Raw genomic sequence first — 17,072 nt, forward strand, 5'->3', positions numbered from 1 at the left:
GGGCAATGTAGCAATGAATTACTTTTTCCAGTCTGTTATCACCTTTAACTATTCTATTTTCTCTCTTTTAATACACTTTCAATGTCTTCAAATGTAAAGCCTTTTGCTTTTAGTATAATTAAGTAATGGTACAATAGATCAGCGGCTTCGTTTTTAAACAATTCATCATGGTCATCCTTCGCTTCAATAATCAGTTCAACAGCTTCTTCGCCCACCTTTTGAGCTACTTTGTTTATCCCTTTTCGATATAATTTATTCGTATAAGAATTTTCATCATTAGTATCTATTCTTTGATGGATAGTAGCTTGTAAATCGTATACAAATCCTTTGGCTGTTTTTTCTTTAAAGCAAGAAGTACTTCCCGTGTGGCAGGTTGGTCCGGACGGAATAGCTTTTATCAAAATAGTATCGTTATCACAATCTATTTGAATATCGATTATATCCAGATAGTTCCCGGACTTTTCGCCTTTGGTCCATAATTTGTTTTTAGTTCTGCTAAAAAAAGTAACCCGGCTTTCAGCTTTGGTTTTTGCCAAAGCCTCTTCATTCATATAGCCTAGCATAAGGACTTGAAGGGTGTTATTATCCTGGATAATTACAGGTACTAATCCATTTCCTTTCTTAAAATCTATGTTCATCGTATGGGTATATTTTTTGTTTTTAAATAATTTTTCAATTCCGGTATCGGGATTTCTCCAAAGTGAAAAATACTGGCAGCCAAACCGCCGGTTACTCCGGTTTGCCTAAATACCTCTTCAAAATGTTGTTTGCTTCCGGCACCTCCGGATGCAATAACCGGGATATTGACTGCTTCAGTGACCTGATTCGTAATGGCTATTGCAAAGCCATTTTTAGTTCCGTCATTATTCATGGAAGTAAGCAATATTTCTCCGGCACCTAATGACTCGGCTTGCTTTGCCCAATCAACTGTTTTTAAAGGAGTGGGAGTTCTGCCCCCGTGAACAAATACGTTCCATTCTCTTTTTTCCAATTGAGTGTCAACCGCAATGACTACACATTGACTTCCAAATTCCCGGGCAGTTTCTTTTATCAATTCCGGTCGCTTAACTGCTGATGAATTGATACTTACCTTGTCAGCACCTGCTTTAATTAAATTGCTTACATCTTCCACAGTACATATTCCTCCTCCAACAGTAAAAGGAATATTGATTTCTTCAGCGATACGTTTAACTAATTCAACAAGTGTTTTTCTGTTCTCCACGGTAGCTGTGATGTCTAAAAAAACCAATTCCTCAGCCCCCTGGTTCACATATCGTTTCGCCAGTTCAATGGGATCTCCGGCATCTTTTATGCCTACAAAATGGATTCCTTTAACCGTACGGCTATCCTTTATGTCCAGGCAGGGTATAATTCTCTTTTTCAGCATAATTCCTGTAATTGTCTGAGTGTGATTTTTCCTTCGTAAAACGCTTTCCCGATAATGGCACCTTCACAACCCAGTTCTTTTAGATTCGTCAGGTCGTCTAAATTAGAAACCCCTCCACTAGCAATTAATTTTACATGGGTTTCATTCATGATTTCCCGATACAATTCATTTGACGTCCCTTGCAGCATTCCATCCTTTGTAATATCCGTACAGATGACATAACTGACACCTTCTTTTTCGTACTGTTTTATAAAAGCTATGACATCCCATTCAGATACTTCTACCCAGCCGGAAGTGGCTATTTTTCGGTGTTTACAATCTGCTCCCAATATGATTTTTTTACTTCCATATTGATTAAACCACCTTTTAAAAGTATCCGGGTTTTTCACTGCAATACTTCCTCCCGTAATTTGATTAGCACCGCTTTCAAAAGCAATTCTTACATCCTCGTCAGACTTTAGCCCACCACCAAAGTCTATTTTTAAATGAGTTTTAGTACAGATCGTTTCTAATACTTTATAGTTTACAATGCACTGCGATTTAGCTCCGTCCAGATCAACTAAATGCAAGTATTGAATACCATTATCTTCAAATGCTTTGGCAACATCCATAGGGTTTTCGTGGTATACTTTTTTAGTGTTATAATCTCCTTTGGATAGCCGGACACACTTGCCATCTATAATATCTATTGCCGGTATGATTCTCATAATTCTAAAAAGTTCTTTAGTATTTGCTCACCAATTCCGGCTGACTTTTCAGGGTGAAATTGAGTAGCATAAAAATTATCTTTTTGCAAAGCTGCACTAAACAGTTGGATATACATACAAGTTGCCACACTCTCTTTACACAGTTCAGCATAATAGCTGTGGACATAATATACGTCATCGCCGGGTTTTACATTCTTAAATAGACCCCCTTTCAGTTTCTCAAAATTATTCCACCCTGTGTGTGGTACTTTCTCTTTCGGAGGAAACAGCTTTACCTCAGTGTCAAAAATGCCAAGACATTTGGTATTGCCTTCTTCACTGCTTTTACACATGAGTTGTAACCCCAGGCAAATCCCCAGAAAAGGTTGCGTAATGGAACTCATTAGTTTATCCAGCCTTCTTTCTTTTAAATATTCCATAGCTGTACCGGCTTCACCGACTCCCGGGAAAATCACTTTATCCGCTTTCCGAATATCAGCACTGTCATCTGTAATGATACTTTCATAACCCAATCGGCTCAATGCATTTTGAACCGATTGTATGTTACCCGCATTGTATTTTATAATAACTATCATAGTAAGCCTTTTGTACTGGGGACACTATAATTGTTTGTTTTACGTACAGCCATTTTTATGGCTTTGGCAAAAGCTTTAAAAATTGCTTCTATTTTGTGATGTTCATTATTGCCTTCTGCTTTCATATTGAGATTGCATTTAGCCGAATCACTAAATGATTTAAAAAAGTGCATGAACATTTCCGTAGGCATTTCTCCAATCATCTCGCGTTTAAAATCAGCTTCCCAAACCAACCAAGGCCTTCCGCCAAAATCAACGGCTACTTGTGCAAGACAATCGTCCATAGGTAAAAGAAAACCATATCGCTCTATTCCTTTTTTACTTCCCAGCGCTTTTAAGAAGGTCTCACCGAGCGTAATGGCAACATCTTCTACGGTGTGGTGTTCATCTATTTACAAATCTCCTTTTACACTCACATTCAAATCTAAATTTCCGTGTTTGGCAATTTGATTCAGCATATGATCAAAAAAACCTATTCCGGTATGTACACTCGATTTTCCCATGCCGTCCAAATCTACATATACCGAGATGTCCGTTTCTTTGGTTTTTCGGGTAACGGTGGCCTTTCGCGGAATTGTTTTCAGGAAATTGTAGATGTCCGCCCAACTAGTTGTAGAAAGTACAGAATCGGCATTCGTATCATTACCTATGAAAATTCCTTGTGCTTTTAAATTGACAGCTAATTCAACATCTGTTGCTCTGTCACCAATCACAAACGAATTGGCTAAGTCATAATCGCCATACATATATTCGTTTAACAAGCCTGTTCTTGGTTTTCGGGTAGGCGCATTGTCTTCGGGAAAACTCTTATCAATCAAAACTTCCTTAAATTCAATGCCTTCGTTTTTAAATGCTTGAATGATCTTGTTTTGAGCCGGCCAAAAAGTAGCTTGGAGGAAAGAGTCGGTACCCAATCCATCTTGGTTTGTTACCATTACCAATTCAAAATCCAGTTCTGTAACAATCTTTGCCAGCCACTGAAATACACCGGGATAAAACGCTAATTTTTCAAGGCTATCCAATTGATAATCAACAAGAGGTTCGATTACCAGGGTTCCGTCACGGTCAATAAATAAGACTTTTTTCATGATATTTTTTTTAATGCATTAATTAGTTGATTATTCTCCAGGGCGGTTCCAACGGATATTCTAAGGCAGTTGGCAATTTGAGCTGTTCTATTGCGAACGATGATTTTTTGCGCTGCCAGATAGTCATACATTTGATTGGCGTTATCTACTTTCAGTAATAAAAAATTAGCGTCGGAATGATAAACTTTTTTTACCGCATCTATTTTTTGAAGCTCAGATGTAAGCCTTTCTTTTTCAGTTAAAATTACGGCCAGCATTTCTTGATAGTTTTTATAGTTGTGAAGTGCATTCATTGCTGCTTGATGATTAATTTTACTGACGTTATATGGTGGCTTTACCTTGTTGTAAAATGCTATCATTTCTTCATTGGCATCCAGAAAAACCCCTTCCTGGCCGGCAAACTCATCCCTGGCACTGGAATAAGGTTTTAGTTTCAAGATATTGGCGCGTACCATATGTGCTATGTTAATCATCGTTTATTTCTTTTAATCGCAGTGTAACCGCTTTTATGGGCTGTTAATGCTTCTGCTTCAGCCATTATTCCTATAACACTGCCAATATTTTTTATTCCTTCTTTACTCAACTCTTGATAAGTGATTTTTTTTACAAAACTGTCTAAAGAAACTCCGCTATAGTTTTTGGCATAACCATTGGTCGGGAGTGTATGATTGGTACCACTTGCATAATCTCCGGCAGATTCACAGCTGTAGTTCCCTAAGAAAACCGAACCGGCATTCGTAATTTTATCTATAAACTGGTCCGCATTTTCCGAAGCAATAATTAAGTGTTCCGGAGCGTAAAGATTGCTTAATTCAATGCATTCTTCGATATTATTTAGAATCATGGCTTTGCTATGGGTCAATGCTTTTAATGCTATTTTTCTTCTTGATAAATTTTTGACTTGTTTATTTACTTCTGCCAAACACGCTTTTACAACAGTTTCATCGTCACTTAATAGAATTACCTGGCTATCTTCTCCATGCTCCGCCTGAGACAATAGGTCAGCCGCTACAAAAACGGTATTGCAAGTACGGTCGGCTATTATTAACACCTCACTGGGCCCCGCAGGCATATCAATAGCTACTCCCTCCTGCCGAACCAACTCTTTGGCTTTAGTTACATATTGGTTTCCCGGGCCAAAAATTTTATAAACCTTAGGAATACTTGCCGTACCATAAGCCATGGCAGCTACTGCTTGTGCCCCTCCGGCTTTGTAAATTTTAGAAACTCCCACCAGCTGAGCAGTATATAAAATAGCCGGATGAATTTCTTGATTTTTATTTGGAGGCGTACACAGTACTATTTCTTTACATCTTGCAATTTGTGCAGGAATCCCCAACATCAAGACCGTAGAAAATAGCGGAGCACTTCCACCGGGAATATACAAGCCGACTTTCTCAATAGCTACGGATTTTCTCCAGCATTTAACTCCGGAAGTTGTTTCTATTACATCTTCTTTAAGTTGTTGTGCTTTGTGAAATGCAGTAATATTTCGGTAAGCAACTTCAATAGCATCTTTCAATTCTTGAGGAGTTTGAATAATGGCTTGATTTATTTCTTTTTCAGATACTTTAAGAGCTGTTAATTCCACCCCATCAAACATACGGGTATATTCGATTAATGCGCTATCTCCATTTTGATTTACATTATTTAAAATTAAACCCACTGCTTGTTTAAGTTGCTCTTCATTAGCTGTAGGCCGTTTTGTAAGCTGATCCCATTGTTCTCTATTGGGTTTGTCATATGTTTTCATATCACCATTTTATCAATTGAGACAATTAAAATATCTTCTGCACCGGCGGTTTTTAACTCATCAATGACTTCCCAAAACTGACCTTCCTCAATTACCGAGTGTAGAGAGCTCCAACCGTCTTCTGCCAATGGTAAAATGGTTGGACTTTTTAAGACAGGGAGAATATGGGTAACCGCACCTATCTTTTCATTAGGTACATTCAATAAAATATACTTACTTTTTTTAGCCCTCAAAACTGCCTTAATTCTGAATAGCAATTTTTCTAATATTGCTTCCTGATCCGGTGTAAGTTTTAATGATTTAGCCAATACGGCTTCCGATGTAAGTATCACCTGAGTTTCTCTTAAACCATTCTTAAATAAAGTACTTCCCGAGCTGACAATATCACAAATACCATCTGCCAAACCAATATTGGGGGCAATTTCTACGGAACCGGAAATGGTATGAATTTCAGCGGAAATATTGTTCTCATCTAAATAGTTTTGAAGTGTAACAGGATAGGATGTAGCTATCTTTTTACCGTTGAAATAATCAATACTATTGTTTTCAACTTCTTTTGGAACGGCTAGCGAAACCCTGCATTTCGAGAAGCCTAATTTCTCAACTACGGCTACCTGCTTTTGTTTTTCAATAAGCAAGTTTTCTCCAATAATACCAATATCTGCTGTTCCGTCCTCAATATATTGGGGAATATCGGAATTACGCAAGTAAAGAATTTCCACAGGAAAATGATCTATGACTACTTTTAATTGATCCTTGCCATTAATAATGGCAATACCACAGTCTTTTAAAAGTTTTAACGAATCTTCATGTAGCCTTCCTCTTTTTTGAATGGCTATTTTTAGTTTACTCATTTTGTTTTTAAAATGTGCCTGGGCAAACCTGTGGAAATAAAAAACCACCTGATTTACTCAAGCGGTTTTTGATATTATTTTAAAGTACTACATTCCAATATCACCTCGCCTGAGGGCAACTATGAGTATGGTGATGATGTAATATTATAAAATTCACTTATCATTTTTTAACGGGTACAAACTTAAGTTTATTTATGGGAATACACAAGCTTTATTTTTTGACTTTATAATAGATTTTACTTATAGCATCATAAATAAAATCTATTATAAAATATCACTCGCATTTTAAAATCACTTTTAACCTGTTTCTTTCAAATAAGTGATGATTCAAACCTGGAACCTGAAACTTTCCAACTTTTAAACTATATAATACCCGTTGTGCATTTTAAATAATGCTGATTTTAATATTGTTGATATTTCTATCAAAGAAAAATTTGTTGATGTATTGAATTACAGTTAAAGCAATTATCTTAGATATTATTCTTGTTTTAAATCCTTCAAAAGTTTTAGCATAGTTTCTTCGAATCATAAACTGGTCATATAATTGTGAGAACAAAGTTTCTATACGTTTTCTAGATTTTCTAAAAATATAAGCTTGTTTCTTATACTGATTTTGATTATTTCTCATTGGTGTATTTAATTTAATATCATAGGTTTCAAATAAATTAAGTTGAACTTCTGCGGATAAATATCCTCTATCACCAATTAAAGTAGCGCTTTTAATCTGCATTTTAACCGCTTTAAGATAATTGATATCATGTACAGATGCTGGACTAAAATCGATACTCTGAAAAACACCGCTCACAGAACAAATTGCGTGCAACTTATACCCGTAATAATTAGTACCTTGAGATGCACAATAACCTTTGTCTGGAAAGGTATGCATTGTTTCTTTGCAGATTTTAGAACGATAACTTCTTGATAATTTGCAAACTTCCAAAGGCATACTGTCAACGATAAAATAATTCTCAAATTCATTAAAGTAGGAAGCTAATTTTAATCGAATACTGTCCAAATGATCTAATAATCTACGCCTTCTTTTGTTATAAACATTTCGTTCTATTTTCTGGTAAATTGCAATTGGGAGTTTCCTAAACAAATCATTCTCGCTATCAATTCCCATAAATTCTACCGTTAAACTTAAACTGATGAGTTCTAAATCACTAAGTTTAGGTTCACGCCTTTGATAAATTAAAAGTTGTTCTTTTGATATTTTTCTTAATACTTCCAATATTCTTTCGTAATTTGCATTTAAGTTGTTCATTATAAATGATTTGTGATTAAATCAATTTACTGATTTTCAGTAAGATGAACAACCTTTTTTGTCCTAAATCATAATGCACAACGGGTTATATAATATATCTTTGTACAGATCTTTATAAGATGAAACTAAATTTATTTTTCTTTTGCACTACTCTTATGGTTTTTTTCGGATATTCCCAGACACCTTGTGTCAGCGGTTTTGCCGGAGAATACCCATGTAATGATTATGACCTGTTATCAAATGTACCGGTGAGTACATTAGCAAACACTTTAGGCTCTCCCGAAGGAAGTGATGTCTGGGGTTGGACAGACCCGATTACCGGAGAAGAATATGCCATTGCTGGAATGACCAATAGTATGACTTTTGTTGATATTTCCGATCCTGTTAATCCTGTATATTTGGGAAGAATGGACACTCAAAGTGGTAATACCAGCTTTTGGAGAGATGTAAAAATTTATCAGAATCATGCATTTATTGTTGCAGATAATGTGGGAAATCACGGAATGCAGATTTTTGATTTAACCCGATTGAGAAGTGTAACATCTCCTCAAACATCTACTGCCGATGCCGTATATAATGATGTTGTGCTTAATCTAGAGAATGATGTAACCAATAAATCAACATATTATGAAAAACCGACCATTAATCTTAGTAACTTGTCTATTGACCTTATCATGTGGAACAACAAAAACCACTTTTGAAAGCTTCGAAGCAAATCCAACAACCCACAACTCAAAATACTTAGCGCTTAACTTGCCGCTAGGTCAAATTGATTTACCATCAGTATTAGTTGGTGAAGAACAAATACCATCAGGAGGATGCTTTTCTTCTGATGCAGAACCAAGATTAGATACAAGTGCAAGTAGTATCGTTGTTCAAGCAACAAGCGAAAAATCATTTGAGGCTGAGTTAAAAATCAAATTCGAAATAGCTCTAGTAAAGGCAGGTTTAGATGCAAGTTTATCTTCTCTTATTTCGAATAAAATCAACAGCACAATAACTGGAGGAAAAGTTCTTAGTGTTGACCCTGCGTTGTCTGGTCCAAATTTTAATAATGCGCGTTGTCTTGTTGACGGTTTGAATTGGTACGCAGATAATAGGATTGTTGTTACAGGTGCAGTAAAGGCTTCTTCCTTGTCATTTAATGTTTCGGATGCACTTAACAATGAACAACATGCTAAGTTAGATTTGGCTTTAAAGTCAATAAATACGGATTTGCAAACTTCTTTTAAGAGAGTCGTAAAACAAGATGGCTCTTTGGATATTACTGCTGAAAATGTATATATAGGAGTAGTTACATCAAGACTTTCTTCGATAACATGTACTCAGAAAATGAAAATGAAACTAAAAGTTGGTGAAACTAAAACCATGGATTTATGTGGTGATTCTTATGAGCTGGTAATAGCTAGAATAGACGAAAATAATTATGAGGTCTTAGTATCTCGAATTGTCGAGGGGATAAACGTTATTGTTCCACGGTTAAAAACATGGGATGTTATATCTAAAACGTTTGGAACAAATAGAATAGTCAATATGAATATTCAAAACACCGGAGAAAACAGACAATTATTTAAAGTATCTATTACTCGAGTTGGTATAGCTGGTGACAAAACGATATTCAATTGAAATAAGACTAAGCACAATAATGCTCAGGTGGTAACCTATAATGATCCTGATTCGGATTATACGGGAAAAGAAATTTTAATTGGAAGCAACGAAACAAAAATGGTCATATTAGACGTAACGGACAAGAGTAATGTTATAAAAATTTCCGATGTGATATATCCTCAAATAGGCTTCACACACCAAGGGTGGTTTACAGAAGATCAACGATACTTTACCTTGGTAGACGAATCGGATGAACAAGATTTTGGTTTAAATACAAGAACCATTGTCTTTAATTTTCAGGACTTGGACAACCCTGTACATTCTTTCAATTATTTTGGGCCTTCAACAGTTGTAGATCATAACGGATATGTAAAAGGAACTCGCTTTTTTATGGCCAGTTACAGAGTGGGAATGCGAGTTTTAGACCTCTCAAACATTAGTGGAACCAGCAACCAATTAAGTGAAATAGGGTACTTTGATACCTATCCGGCCGATAATGGAACAGGGTATAGTGGAGCATGGAGTGTATACCCCTACTTTGCCAGTGGTAATATTCTTTTTGGCATTAATGATATACAAAGGGGGCTTTTGTAGTGAGAAAATCAGGAACATTAAGTACAACAGATGAAACCCTCAAAAATACATTTTCTGAGATCTTTGCAGCATTGATTTGGCAAAAAAGTTCGACGCCCGAAGAACATTTTGAACCGGAATAACCTGTTGGTTTTGAGGATTTAAAATTTTCGAGAAGGAAGAAATTTGAAGTCAAATCAATTTTAATACGGAATATATCACTATTTTGCAAAGGTCTCTTTCTATTTTTCCAAATCCGACAGTTAGCAATCCTGTAATTAAAGCTACCCAAAACCGACCAATACAGTTTATTGAAGTATATAGTATTTCAGGAACAAAAATTTTCTCCAAACAAAATATTAATCGGGAGGAATTCGTTTTACCTGTAGGAGATCAGTCAAAAGGAGTGTATATTGTAAAAATCAATGCATTTATTTCAAAGAAGCTCGTTTTGCATTAAATGGCTTTTATTTATGAAAAAATATATTCAATTGCTGAGTACTTTATTGATAATCTATTCATGTGAAGACCCTGTTCCGGCTAATAATTCCGGAAATTCGGATCCTCCAGGTTCGGTGTTAGCTCCCTGTCAAGGAGGTTTTGCAGGGGATTATCCTTGTAATGATTACGATTTGGTAGCACATATTGATTTGCAAACGTTAGGCGGGGCCGGGGCTTCCGGTAACGATAGCTGGGGCTGGACAGATCCAACCACTCAGAAAGAATACGCACTGATGTGTACCAGTACGGGAACCGCTTTTATCGACATCTCAAATGCTTTAAACCCAGTTGTTTTAGGGCAATTACCCACAGCAACCTCCAACAGCTCCTGGCGAGATGTAAAAGTATACAATAACTACGCATGTATTATAAGCGAAGCTCCCGGACATGGAATGCAGGTTTTTGATCTTACCCGATTGAGAAATGTGGCAAACCCTCCCCAAGTATTTACTTCAGATGCACATTATACCGGATTTGGAAATGCACATAATATAGTGATTAATCAAACAAACGGATATGCATATGCCGTAGGAACAAATACGTTTAGCGGCGGCCCGCATTTTGTCGATATTTCTGACCCTTTAAACCCAACGGCAGCCGGTGGATATGCTAACGATGCCTATTCTCATGACGCGCAGGTAGTAACCTATAATGGCCCCGACGCAGATCATACGGGAAAAGAGATTTTAATCGGAAGTAATGAAAATGAGGTGGTAATTGTCGATGTAACAAACAAAACCAACCCCACACAGATTTCTAAAATTAGCTATAGCAATATCGGATATACACATCAGGGATGGTTTACAGACGATATGCGGTATTTTATTTTAGGAGATGAGCTCGATGAAGTTAATTTTGGAGGAAATACACGCACGATTGTTTTTGACTTTACAGATCTGGACAACCCTGTTTTTCATATGAATTACAACGGACCTACTGCTGCCGTAGATCACAATGGATATGTAAACGGAAACGTATTTTATCTGGCTAATTACACTGCCGGTGTTCGAATGATCGATATCACTAACATCGGTAATGGTACGATGGCGGAAATAGGTTCTTTTGATACAAGTCCTGCTAATAATAGTGCCGCTTTTAACGGTGTTTGGAATGTATACCCGTTTTTCTCTAGCGGAAATATTGTGGTAAGTGATATCAACAACGGCCTGTTTATTATCAGAAAAAGCGGAATGTAATATGAAAAAATGGTCCTCTTTTTTTGTTTTGCTATCCATTGTGAGCTGTGAGAAAGCAGCACTTAATTTTAACTCTATGACAACTATTTCCTCAGGAAATATAATAGCTGTTAACACTTTTGGCGGGACAAAAAATGATGTAGCGAAATCTGTTGTTGCCACTGCTGATGGCGGATTTGCTGTCTTAGGATATACGCAAAGTGCTGACGGAGACATTTCAGGTAAAACCGATGAAAGTTTTGATTTTTGGTTGCTCAAATTTGATGTTGACGTCAATTTACAATGGAATACAACCTACGGAGGATCGGGAGATGACAGAGGAAATGATATCATCCAAACCCGGGACGGTGGGTTTGCCGTACTGGGATATAGTGATAACGCCAGTGGCGATGTAGCTCTTAACAATGGTTTTAGAGATTTCTGGCTGCTCAAATTAGATGCTTCCGGGGCTATTCTCTGGCAGAAATCGTTTGGTTTTTCCGGAGCAGATCAGGGAATCTCTTTGGTAGAAACTTTGGATAATCACTTGCTCATTTCAGGTGTTTTGGATGTAACAGCCTCAGGAGGGTTAGGAAACAGCGGAAGAAATGCAAGCAGGCATGCGGGCGGTGATTATTGGTCAATAAAAGTTTCACCCACAGGAGATATGGTTTGGTCCAGATTCTATGGTGGGTCTTTTACGGACACACCCATGGGAGTTGTAGAAACACCTGCTAACGGATTTCTTGTTGTCGGGTCTTCCGATAGTAATGATGTTGACATTACAAACAACAAAGGAACCTATGATTTTTGGGTTGTAAAGTCGGATGCCAACGGAGATATGGTTTGGGAAAAATCATTCGGCGGCTCCGAAATAGATGAAGCAAGAGGAATTATTCCCTCCGGAGATGGAAATTATATTCTTGTCGGAGATACAAGAAGTAACGAACAAGACGTTACTTTAAATAACGGTGCGGCCGATCTTTGGGTAATTAAAATTTCGGGAGAAGGGAATATCCTCTGGAATCGTTCTTACGGAGGAACCGGTTTTGATGTGCCAAGGTCCGTCAATTCAACTAACGACAACGGATTTATCATTACGGGAAGCTCCAGAAGCTCTGATGGCGATGTGAGCAAAAACCAGGGGCAAAATGATGCCTGGATTGTTAAAATAGATCATACGGGCCAGCTTATATGGGAAGCCACAGTGGGTGGCTCCGAAATAGATTTTGCATACGATGCTGTTCAATTGCAAAACGGCACTGTCATTGCTGTTGGAGAAACCAGTAGCACTAATGGAGATATTGTTGAAAATAAAGGATTTACAGACCTGTTAATTGTAAAACTAAATTAAAAATGAAATGTAGGCTTTTAATACTATTAGGTGTATTATTTATGGGGAATAGCTGTAGTGATGATAAAGAAATAAATACGCAACCAGCGAATATTACCTTAAACTTTAACCATTTTTGGGGAAACTCAAGGATTAGCAATACTGATTTTAATACTGTAAAATTTACCAATGCAAACGGAGAGCGATTGAGTATGGAACGGCTTCGGTATTTAATTTCCGATATCAAATTAACCGATGAAAATGACACTGTAATAACGTTCAACGAATACAATTTGGTAGATGTTACCAATAACGAAAACCTTTCGTTTACAACCACCGGAACAGTCTCTCCGGGAAATTATACTCATGTTTCCTTTCGATTTGGATTTAGTAATACTGACAACCGGGATGGTGAATATGCCGATTTAAATACGGCCAATTTTAATGTTCCCGGTATTTTGGGCGGTGGCTATCACTATATGCAATTTGATGGAAAATATATGGACACTGCCGGTATGGAAGCACCTTTTAATTACCATGCCGTCAGAGCAGTTGACAGAACAGTTCCTGCCAATCTTGTATTTCAGGATACTTCCTTTGAAGTAAATTTAGGAGTATTGACTGTTGGGAGCAACACCCGTATAAATATAAAAGCAGATATTTCCGAATGGTTCAACAATCCGAATACCTGGGATTTAAATGTCTTAAATACGTTACTGATGCCTAATTTTAATGCCCAACTGATGATAAGCGCAAACGGAAAAAGCGTTTTTAGTTTGGAGAGTGTAACCCAATAGTAATTGATGAAAAAGAACGTGCTTCTTTTAGGTCTTTTTAAACTGATTTTTGTGTCGTGTTCCGGCACAACAGAAAATGATACCTACATTCCCACTGTATTAGCTTTGGAAATACCTCCTCTTTTTCAACAAAAATTAATAGCACCCTTAAACCCCGCTGATAACCCTTTGACCCAAGAAGGAGTTGCCTTAGGGAAAAAACTCTTTTTCGAAAAAAGACTTTCGGGCGATAATTCACAATCTTGCGCTACCTGCCACCGACCGTCAAATGCATTTTCGGACCATACCCGTTTTAGCGATGGAATTGACGGGATATTCGGAAATAGAAATGCAATGCCTTTATTCAATTTAGCCTGGAATTTTAACGAGCGTTTTGCCTGGGACGGCAAAGAATTAAGTCTGGAAAGACAAGCGCTGGAACCTGTTCGGAGCCCTGTTGAAATGCACAGTAGTTGGCCAGTAGTAGCAGATAAACTACAACAAGATCCTGAATATCCCACACTGTTTTTGCAAGCTTTTGGAACCTTGACTATCGATTCTACAAGAATTACAAAAGCCATCGCTCAGTTTGAACGAACACTTATTTCCGGGAACTCAAAATTTGACCGATATCTTCTGGGAAATGCTACACTAACCCCACAAGAACTCAACGGTTTTAATGTATTTATGGACGAGGCTAGAGGAGATTGCTTTCATTGTCACGGAAGCGATAACAATCCGCTTTGGACAGATAACAATTTTCACAATAACGGTTTAGATGAAACCTTTACGGATTTGGGATTAGGAGCGGTTACCGGTGACCCGAATGACAACGGAAAATTTCGTTCACCGTCTTTGCGAAACCTCGCGTTTACAGCCCCTTATATGCATGACGGGCGTTTTGCAACACTGGACGCCGTCATCGATCACTATAGCGAAGGGTTAAAAATGTCATCAACGGTAGACCCGCTAATGAAAAAAGTCAATGAAGGTGGCGTGCAGTTAACTCCACAAGACAAAGCAGATCTCAAGGCTTTTTTACTGACACTTACCGATGACAATTTTGCAAACAATCCTGCATTTCGAAATTAATCGGGTTTTTCAATTGTCACATAAAGTTTTCTAATGTAAGTCTATATGGTATTTTCAGACTTAATATTGTATCTTTGTAACCACAATTTAGATTATAATCTATAAAGTTATGATTAAAGTATCTGATCAAGCAAAAAAGAAAGTCATTGAATTGATGACAGGTGACGGATTTGATGCCACTACGGATTTTGTTCGTGTGGGTGTAAAAAGCGGTGGATGTTCGGGGCTTTCTTATGATTTGAATTTCGATAAAAGCCAATTGGAAAATGATAAGGTTTTTGAAGATAATGATGTAAAAATAGTGGTCGATAAAAAGAGTTTTCTATATCTGGTAGGAACCACATTAGAATATTCCGGAGGGCTAAACGGAAAAGGATTTGTATTCAATAACCCAAATGCTAACAGAACATGCGGGTGCGGAGAAAGTTTTTCGCTATAAGAAGTTCAACGTTTGATATTCAAAATTCAAAGTTATGGCAACCGTTAAACAATTCGAAGATTTAGAAATTTGGAAACTTTCTAGAGTTTTTTGTAATGATATTAACAAAGTTGCAAATAATACGGAATTAAGAAAAGACTACAAATTATATAGTCAAATTAATGGATCTTCCGGATCGATTATGGATAACATTGCATAGGGGTTTGAAAGAAATGGGAATAAAGAGTTTATACAGTTTTTATTGATAGCTAGAGCATCTTGTGGAGAAACAAGATACCAATTGTATAGGGCTTATGATAGAAATTATCTAACTCTTGAAGCGTTTAATAAGTTAAAAGAACAATCATTAATTTTAAGTAAAATGATTAGTGGCTTTATCAATTATCCCAAAAAAAGTGATTGTAAAGGAAACAAGTATAAAGATTAAAACTAGCGACTTTGAATTTTAAACAAGGAACTTTGAACTATGAAGTATACCGAAGAAGATTTAAGAGAAGAGTTAAAAACCAAAGAGTATGAATACGGTTTTTACACAGATATAGAAAGTGAAACGTTTCCCAAGGGATTGAATGAGGCTATTGTTCGTGCCATTTCCGAGAAAAAAAACGAACCGGAATGGATGACGGAATGGCGTTTGGAAGCTTTTAGAATTTGGTCGGAAATGGAAGAACCCGATTGGGCAAACGTACAGTATAAAAAACCTGATTTTCAGGATATTGCTTACTATTCTGCTCCGAAGAAAAAACCAAAGCTGAATAGTTTGGATGAGGTAGACCCTGAGTTGTTGGTCACGTTTGAAAAACTGGGTATCTCATTAGAAGAGCAAAAGCGATTGGCAAATGTTGCCGTAGACATTGTCATGGATTCTGTTTCCGTAGCTACCACATTCAAAGAAACTTTGGCCGAAAAAGGAATCATTTTTATGCCGATTTCCGAAGCCATTCAAAAGCATCCCGAATTGGTGAGAAAATATTTAGGTACTGTTATTCCGCAAAAAGACAACTTTTATGCTGCCTTAAACTCTGCTGTTTTTTCTGACGGTTCGTTTTGCTATATTCCAAAAGGAGTTCGCTGCCCTATGGAACTATCTACCTATTTCCGAATCAACGAAGGAGGAACCGGGCAGTTTGAAAGAACCTTGGTAGTTGCTGACAAAGGAAGCTATGTAAGCTACTTAGAAGGATGTACGGCCCCCCAAAGAGACGAAAACCAACTGCATGCCGCCGTTGTTGAGTTAATTGCCCTGGATGATGCGGAGATTAAATATTCCACCGTTCAAAACTGGTTCCCCGGAGATAGTAAAGGAAAGGGTGGCGTATATAATTTTGTAACCAAAAGAGGCTTGTGCGAAACCAATGCAAAAATCTCCTGGACTCAGGTAGAAACAGGCTCTGCCATTACCTGGAAATATCCGAGTTGTGTACTAAAAGGAAATAACTCGGTAGGCGAGTTTTATTCAATTGCCGTAACTAATAATTTCCAACAGGCAGATACCGGAACAAAGATGATTCACTTAGGGAAAAATACCAGGTCAACCATTATTTCCAAAGGGATCTCTGCCGGAAAATCGCAAAATAGCTATCGAGGGCTGGTACAAATCAATTCCAGGGCAGAAAATGCAAGAAACTTTTCGCAATGTGATAGTCTGCTAATGGGTAACGAATGCGGTGCACATACATTTCCGTATATCGAATCCAAAAACAAGTCGGCTCAGATAGAGCACGAAGCTACTACGAGTAAAATCGGAGAAGACCAACTGTTTTATTGTAATCAGCGAGGAATTGATACGGAAAAAGCCATTGCGCTGATAGTAAACGGATTTAGCAAGGAAGTACTAAACAAACTTCCTATGGAGTTTGCCGTAGAAGCGCAAAAATTACTGGAAATCAGTTTGGAAGGAAGTGTGGGTTAATGTAGCAATGGGTTAATTTGAAAATGTATCAATGA

18 protein-coding genes and 2 pseudogenes are annotated in these 17,072 nt (G+C 37.3%); 11 read left to right on the forward strand and 9 right to left on the reverse strand.

Translation table 11 applies throughout. The features are described from left to right. Nucleotides 1-53: 53 nt before the first annotated feature. From GKR88_08820 to GKR88_08860, 9 genes and pseudogenes are all read right to left on the reverse strand, one after another. Nucleotides 54-638: a bifunctional phosphoribosyl-AMP cyclohydrolase/phosphoribosyl-ATP diphosphatase HisIE gene (locus GKR88_08820; GenBank protein ID QMU64380.1), complete on the reverse strand. Its 585-nt coding sequence runs from the start codon at nt 636-638 to the stop codon at nt 54-56. Continuing rightward, complete coding sequence (gene hisF / locus GKR88_08825) at nt 635-1,387, reverse strand: imidazole glycerol phosphate synthase subunit HisF (protein QMU64381.1); 753 nt, start codon at nt 1,385-1,387, stop codon at nt 635-637. Before hisF ends, GKR88_08820 begins: the two co-directional genes overlap by 4 nt. Then, nucleotides 1,381-2,094 carry a 1-(5-phosphoribosyl)-5-[(5-phosphoribosylamino)methylideneamino]imidazole-4-carboxamide isomerase gene (gene hisA, locus GKR88_08830; GenBank protein ID QMU64382.1) on the reverse strand — a complete coding sequence of 238 codons (714 nt, stop codon included), beginning with the start codon at nt 2,092-2,094 and terminating at the stop codon, nt 1,381-1,383. Before hisA ends, hisF begins: the two co-directional genes overlap by 7 nt. Then, nucleotides 2,091-2,669 (reverse strand): imidazole glycerol phosphate synthase subunit HisH, encoded by a 579-nt coding sequence (gene hisH / locus GKR88_08835; GenBank protein QMU64383.1) that lies wholly within the window; start codon nt 2,667-2,669, stop codon nt 2,091-2,093. Before hisH ends, hisA begins: the two co-directional genes overlap by 4 nt. Next, nucleotides 2,666-3,757 (reverse strand): annotated as a pseudogene (hisB, locus tag GKR88_08840) (bifunctional histidinol-phosphatase/imidazoleglycerol-phosphate dehydratase HisB). The gene hisH and the pseudogene hisB overlap by 4 nt, the downstream one beginning before the upstream one ends. Beyond that, entirely contained in the window at nt 3,754-4,230 is a 477-nt protein-coding gene (locus GKR88_08845; GenBank protein QMU64384.1) for an aminotransferase class I/II-fold pyridoxal phosphate-dependent enzyme, read from the reverse strand. The pseudogene hisB and the gene GKR88_08845 overlap by 4 nt, the downstream one beginning before the upstream one ends. Further along, nucleotides 4,227-5,510: a histidinol dehydrogenase gene (gene hisD, locus GKR88_08850; protein QMU64385.1), complete on the reverse strand. Its 1,284-nt coding sequence runs from the start codon at nt 5,508-5,510 to the stop codon at nt 4,227-4,229. Before hisD ends, GKR88_08845 begins: the two co-directional genes overlap by 4 nt. Next, nucleotides 5,507-6,364, reverse strand: a complete 858-nt coding sequence (locus GKR88_08855; protein ID QMU64386.1) for an ATP phosphoribosyltransferase — start codon at nt 6,362-6,364, stop codon at nt 5,507-5,509. Before GKR88_08855 ends, hisD begins: the two co-directional genes overlap by 4 nt. A 385-nt stretch (nt 6,365-6,749) precedes the next feature. Continuing rightward, nucleotides 6,750-7,628: an IS982 family transposase gene (locus GKR88_08860; GenBank protein ID QMU64387.1), complete on the reverse strand. Its 879-nt coding sequence runs from the start codon at nt 7,626-7,628 to the stop codon at nt 6,750-6,752. 119 nt (nt 7,629-7,747) lie between these two features. Here GKR88_08860 and GKR88_08865 point away from each other — a divergent pair, with 119 nt between their 5' ends. The 11 genes and pseudogenes from GKR88_08865 (at nt 7,748) to sufB (ending at nt 17,037) form a co-directional block, all read left to right on the forward strand. Beyond that, nucleotides 7,748-8,329, forward strand: coding sequence for a choice-of-anchor B family protein (locus tag GKR88_08865; protein ID QMU64388.1), 582 nt, complete (start codon nt 7,748-7,750; stop codon nt 8,327-8,329). Next, on the forward strand, nt 8,256-9,254 hold the full coding sequence (locus GKR88_08870; GenBank protein ID QMU64389.1) for a hypothetical protein: 999 nt from the start codon (nt 8,256-8,258) through the stop codon (nt 9,252-9,254). Before GKR88_08865 ends, GKR88_08870 begins: the two co-directional genes overlap by 74 nt. A 27-nt stretch (nt 9,255-9,281) precedes the next feature. Continuing rightward, nucleotides 9,282-9,830, forward strand: a complete 549-nt coding sequence (locus tag GKR88_08875; protein QMU64390.1) for a choice-of-anchor B family protein — start codon at nt 9,282-9,284, stop codon at nt 9,828-9,830. 175 nt (nt 9,831-10,005) lie between these two features. Next, the gene (locus GKR88_08880; protein QMU66679.1) at nt 10,006-10,269 is read left to right on the forward strand and encodes a T9SS type A sorting domain-containing protein; all 264 of its coding nucleotides are present in this window, start codon (nt 10,006-10,008) and stop codon (nt 10,267-10,269) included. Between the two features lie 13 nt (nt 10,270-10,282). Continuing rightward, the gene (locus GKR88_08885; GenBank protein QMU64391.1) at nt 10,283-11,506 is read left to right on the forward strand and encodes a choice-of-anchor B family protein; all 1,224 of its coding nucleotides are present in this window, start codon (nt 10,283-10,285) and stop codon (nt 11,504-11,506) included. Between the two features lies 1 nt (nt 11,507). Beyond that, on the forward strand, nt 11,508-12,839 hold the full coding sequence (locus tag GKR88_08890; protein ID QMU64392.1) for a hypothetical protein: 1,332 nt from the start codon (nt 11,508-11,510) through the stop codon (nt 12,837-12,839). Between the two features lie 2 nt (nt 12,840-12,841). Then, the gene (locus tag GKR88_08895; GenBank protein QMU64393.1) at nt 12,842-13,615 is read left to right on the forward strand and encodes a hypothetical protein; all 774 of its coding nucleotides are present in this window, start codon (nt 12,842-12,844) and stop codon (nt 13,613-13,615) included. A gap of 51 nt (nt 13,616-13,666) precedes the next feature. After that, nucleotides 13,667-14,686 carry a cytochrome-c peroxidase gene (locus GKR88_08900; GenBank protein QMU66680.1) on the forward strand — a complete coding sequence of 340 codons (1,020 nt, stop codon included), beginning with the start codon at nt 13,667-13,669 and terminating at the stop codon, nt 14,684-14,686. Nucleotides 14,687-14,795: 109 nt separating this feature from the next. Then, entirely contained in the window at nt 14,796-15,125 is a 330-nt protein-coding gene (locus GKR88_08905; protein ID QMU64394.1) for an iron-sulfur cluster assembly accessory protein, read from the forward strand. Between the two features lie 34 nt (nt 15,126-15,159). Beyond that, nucleotides 15,160-15,552, forward strand: a pseudogene (locus tag GKR88_08910) (four helix bundle protein). A gap of 39 nt (nt 15,553-15,591) precedes the next feature. Then, nucleotides 15,592-17,037: a Fe-S cluster assembly protein SufB gene (sufB, locus tag GKR88_08915; GenBank protein ID QMU64395.1), complete on the forward strand. Its 1,446-nt coding sequence runs from the start codon at nt 15,592-15,594 to the stop codon at nt 17,035-17,037. Nucleotides 17,038-17,072 lie beyond the last annotated feature (35 nt).

It is taken from the genome of Flavobacteriaceae bacterium, from assembly GCA_014075215.1.
Lineage (GTDB): Bacteria > Bacteroidota > Bacteroidia > Flavobacteriales > Flavobacteriaceae > Polaribacter.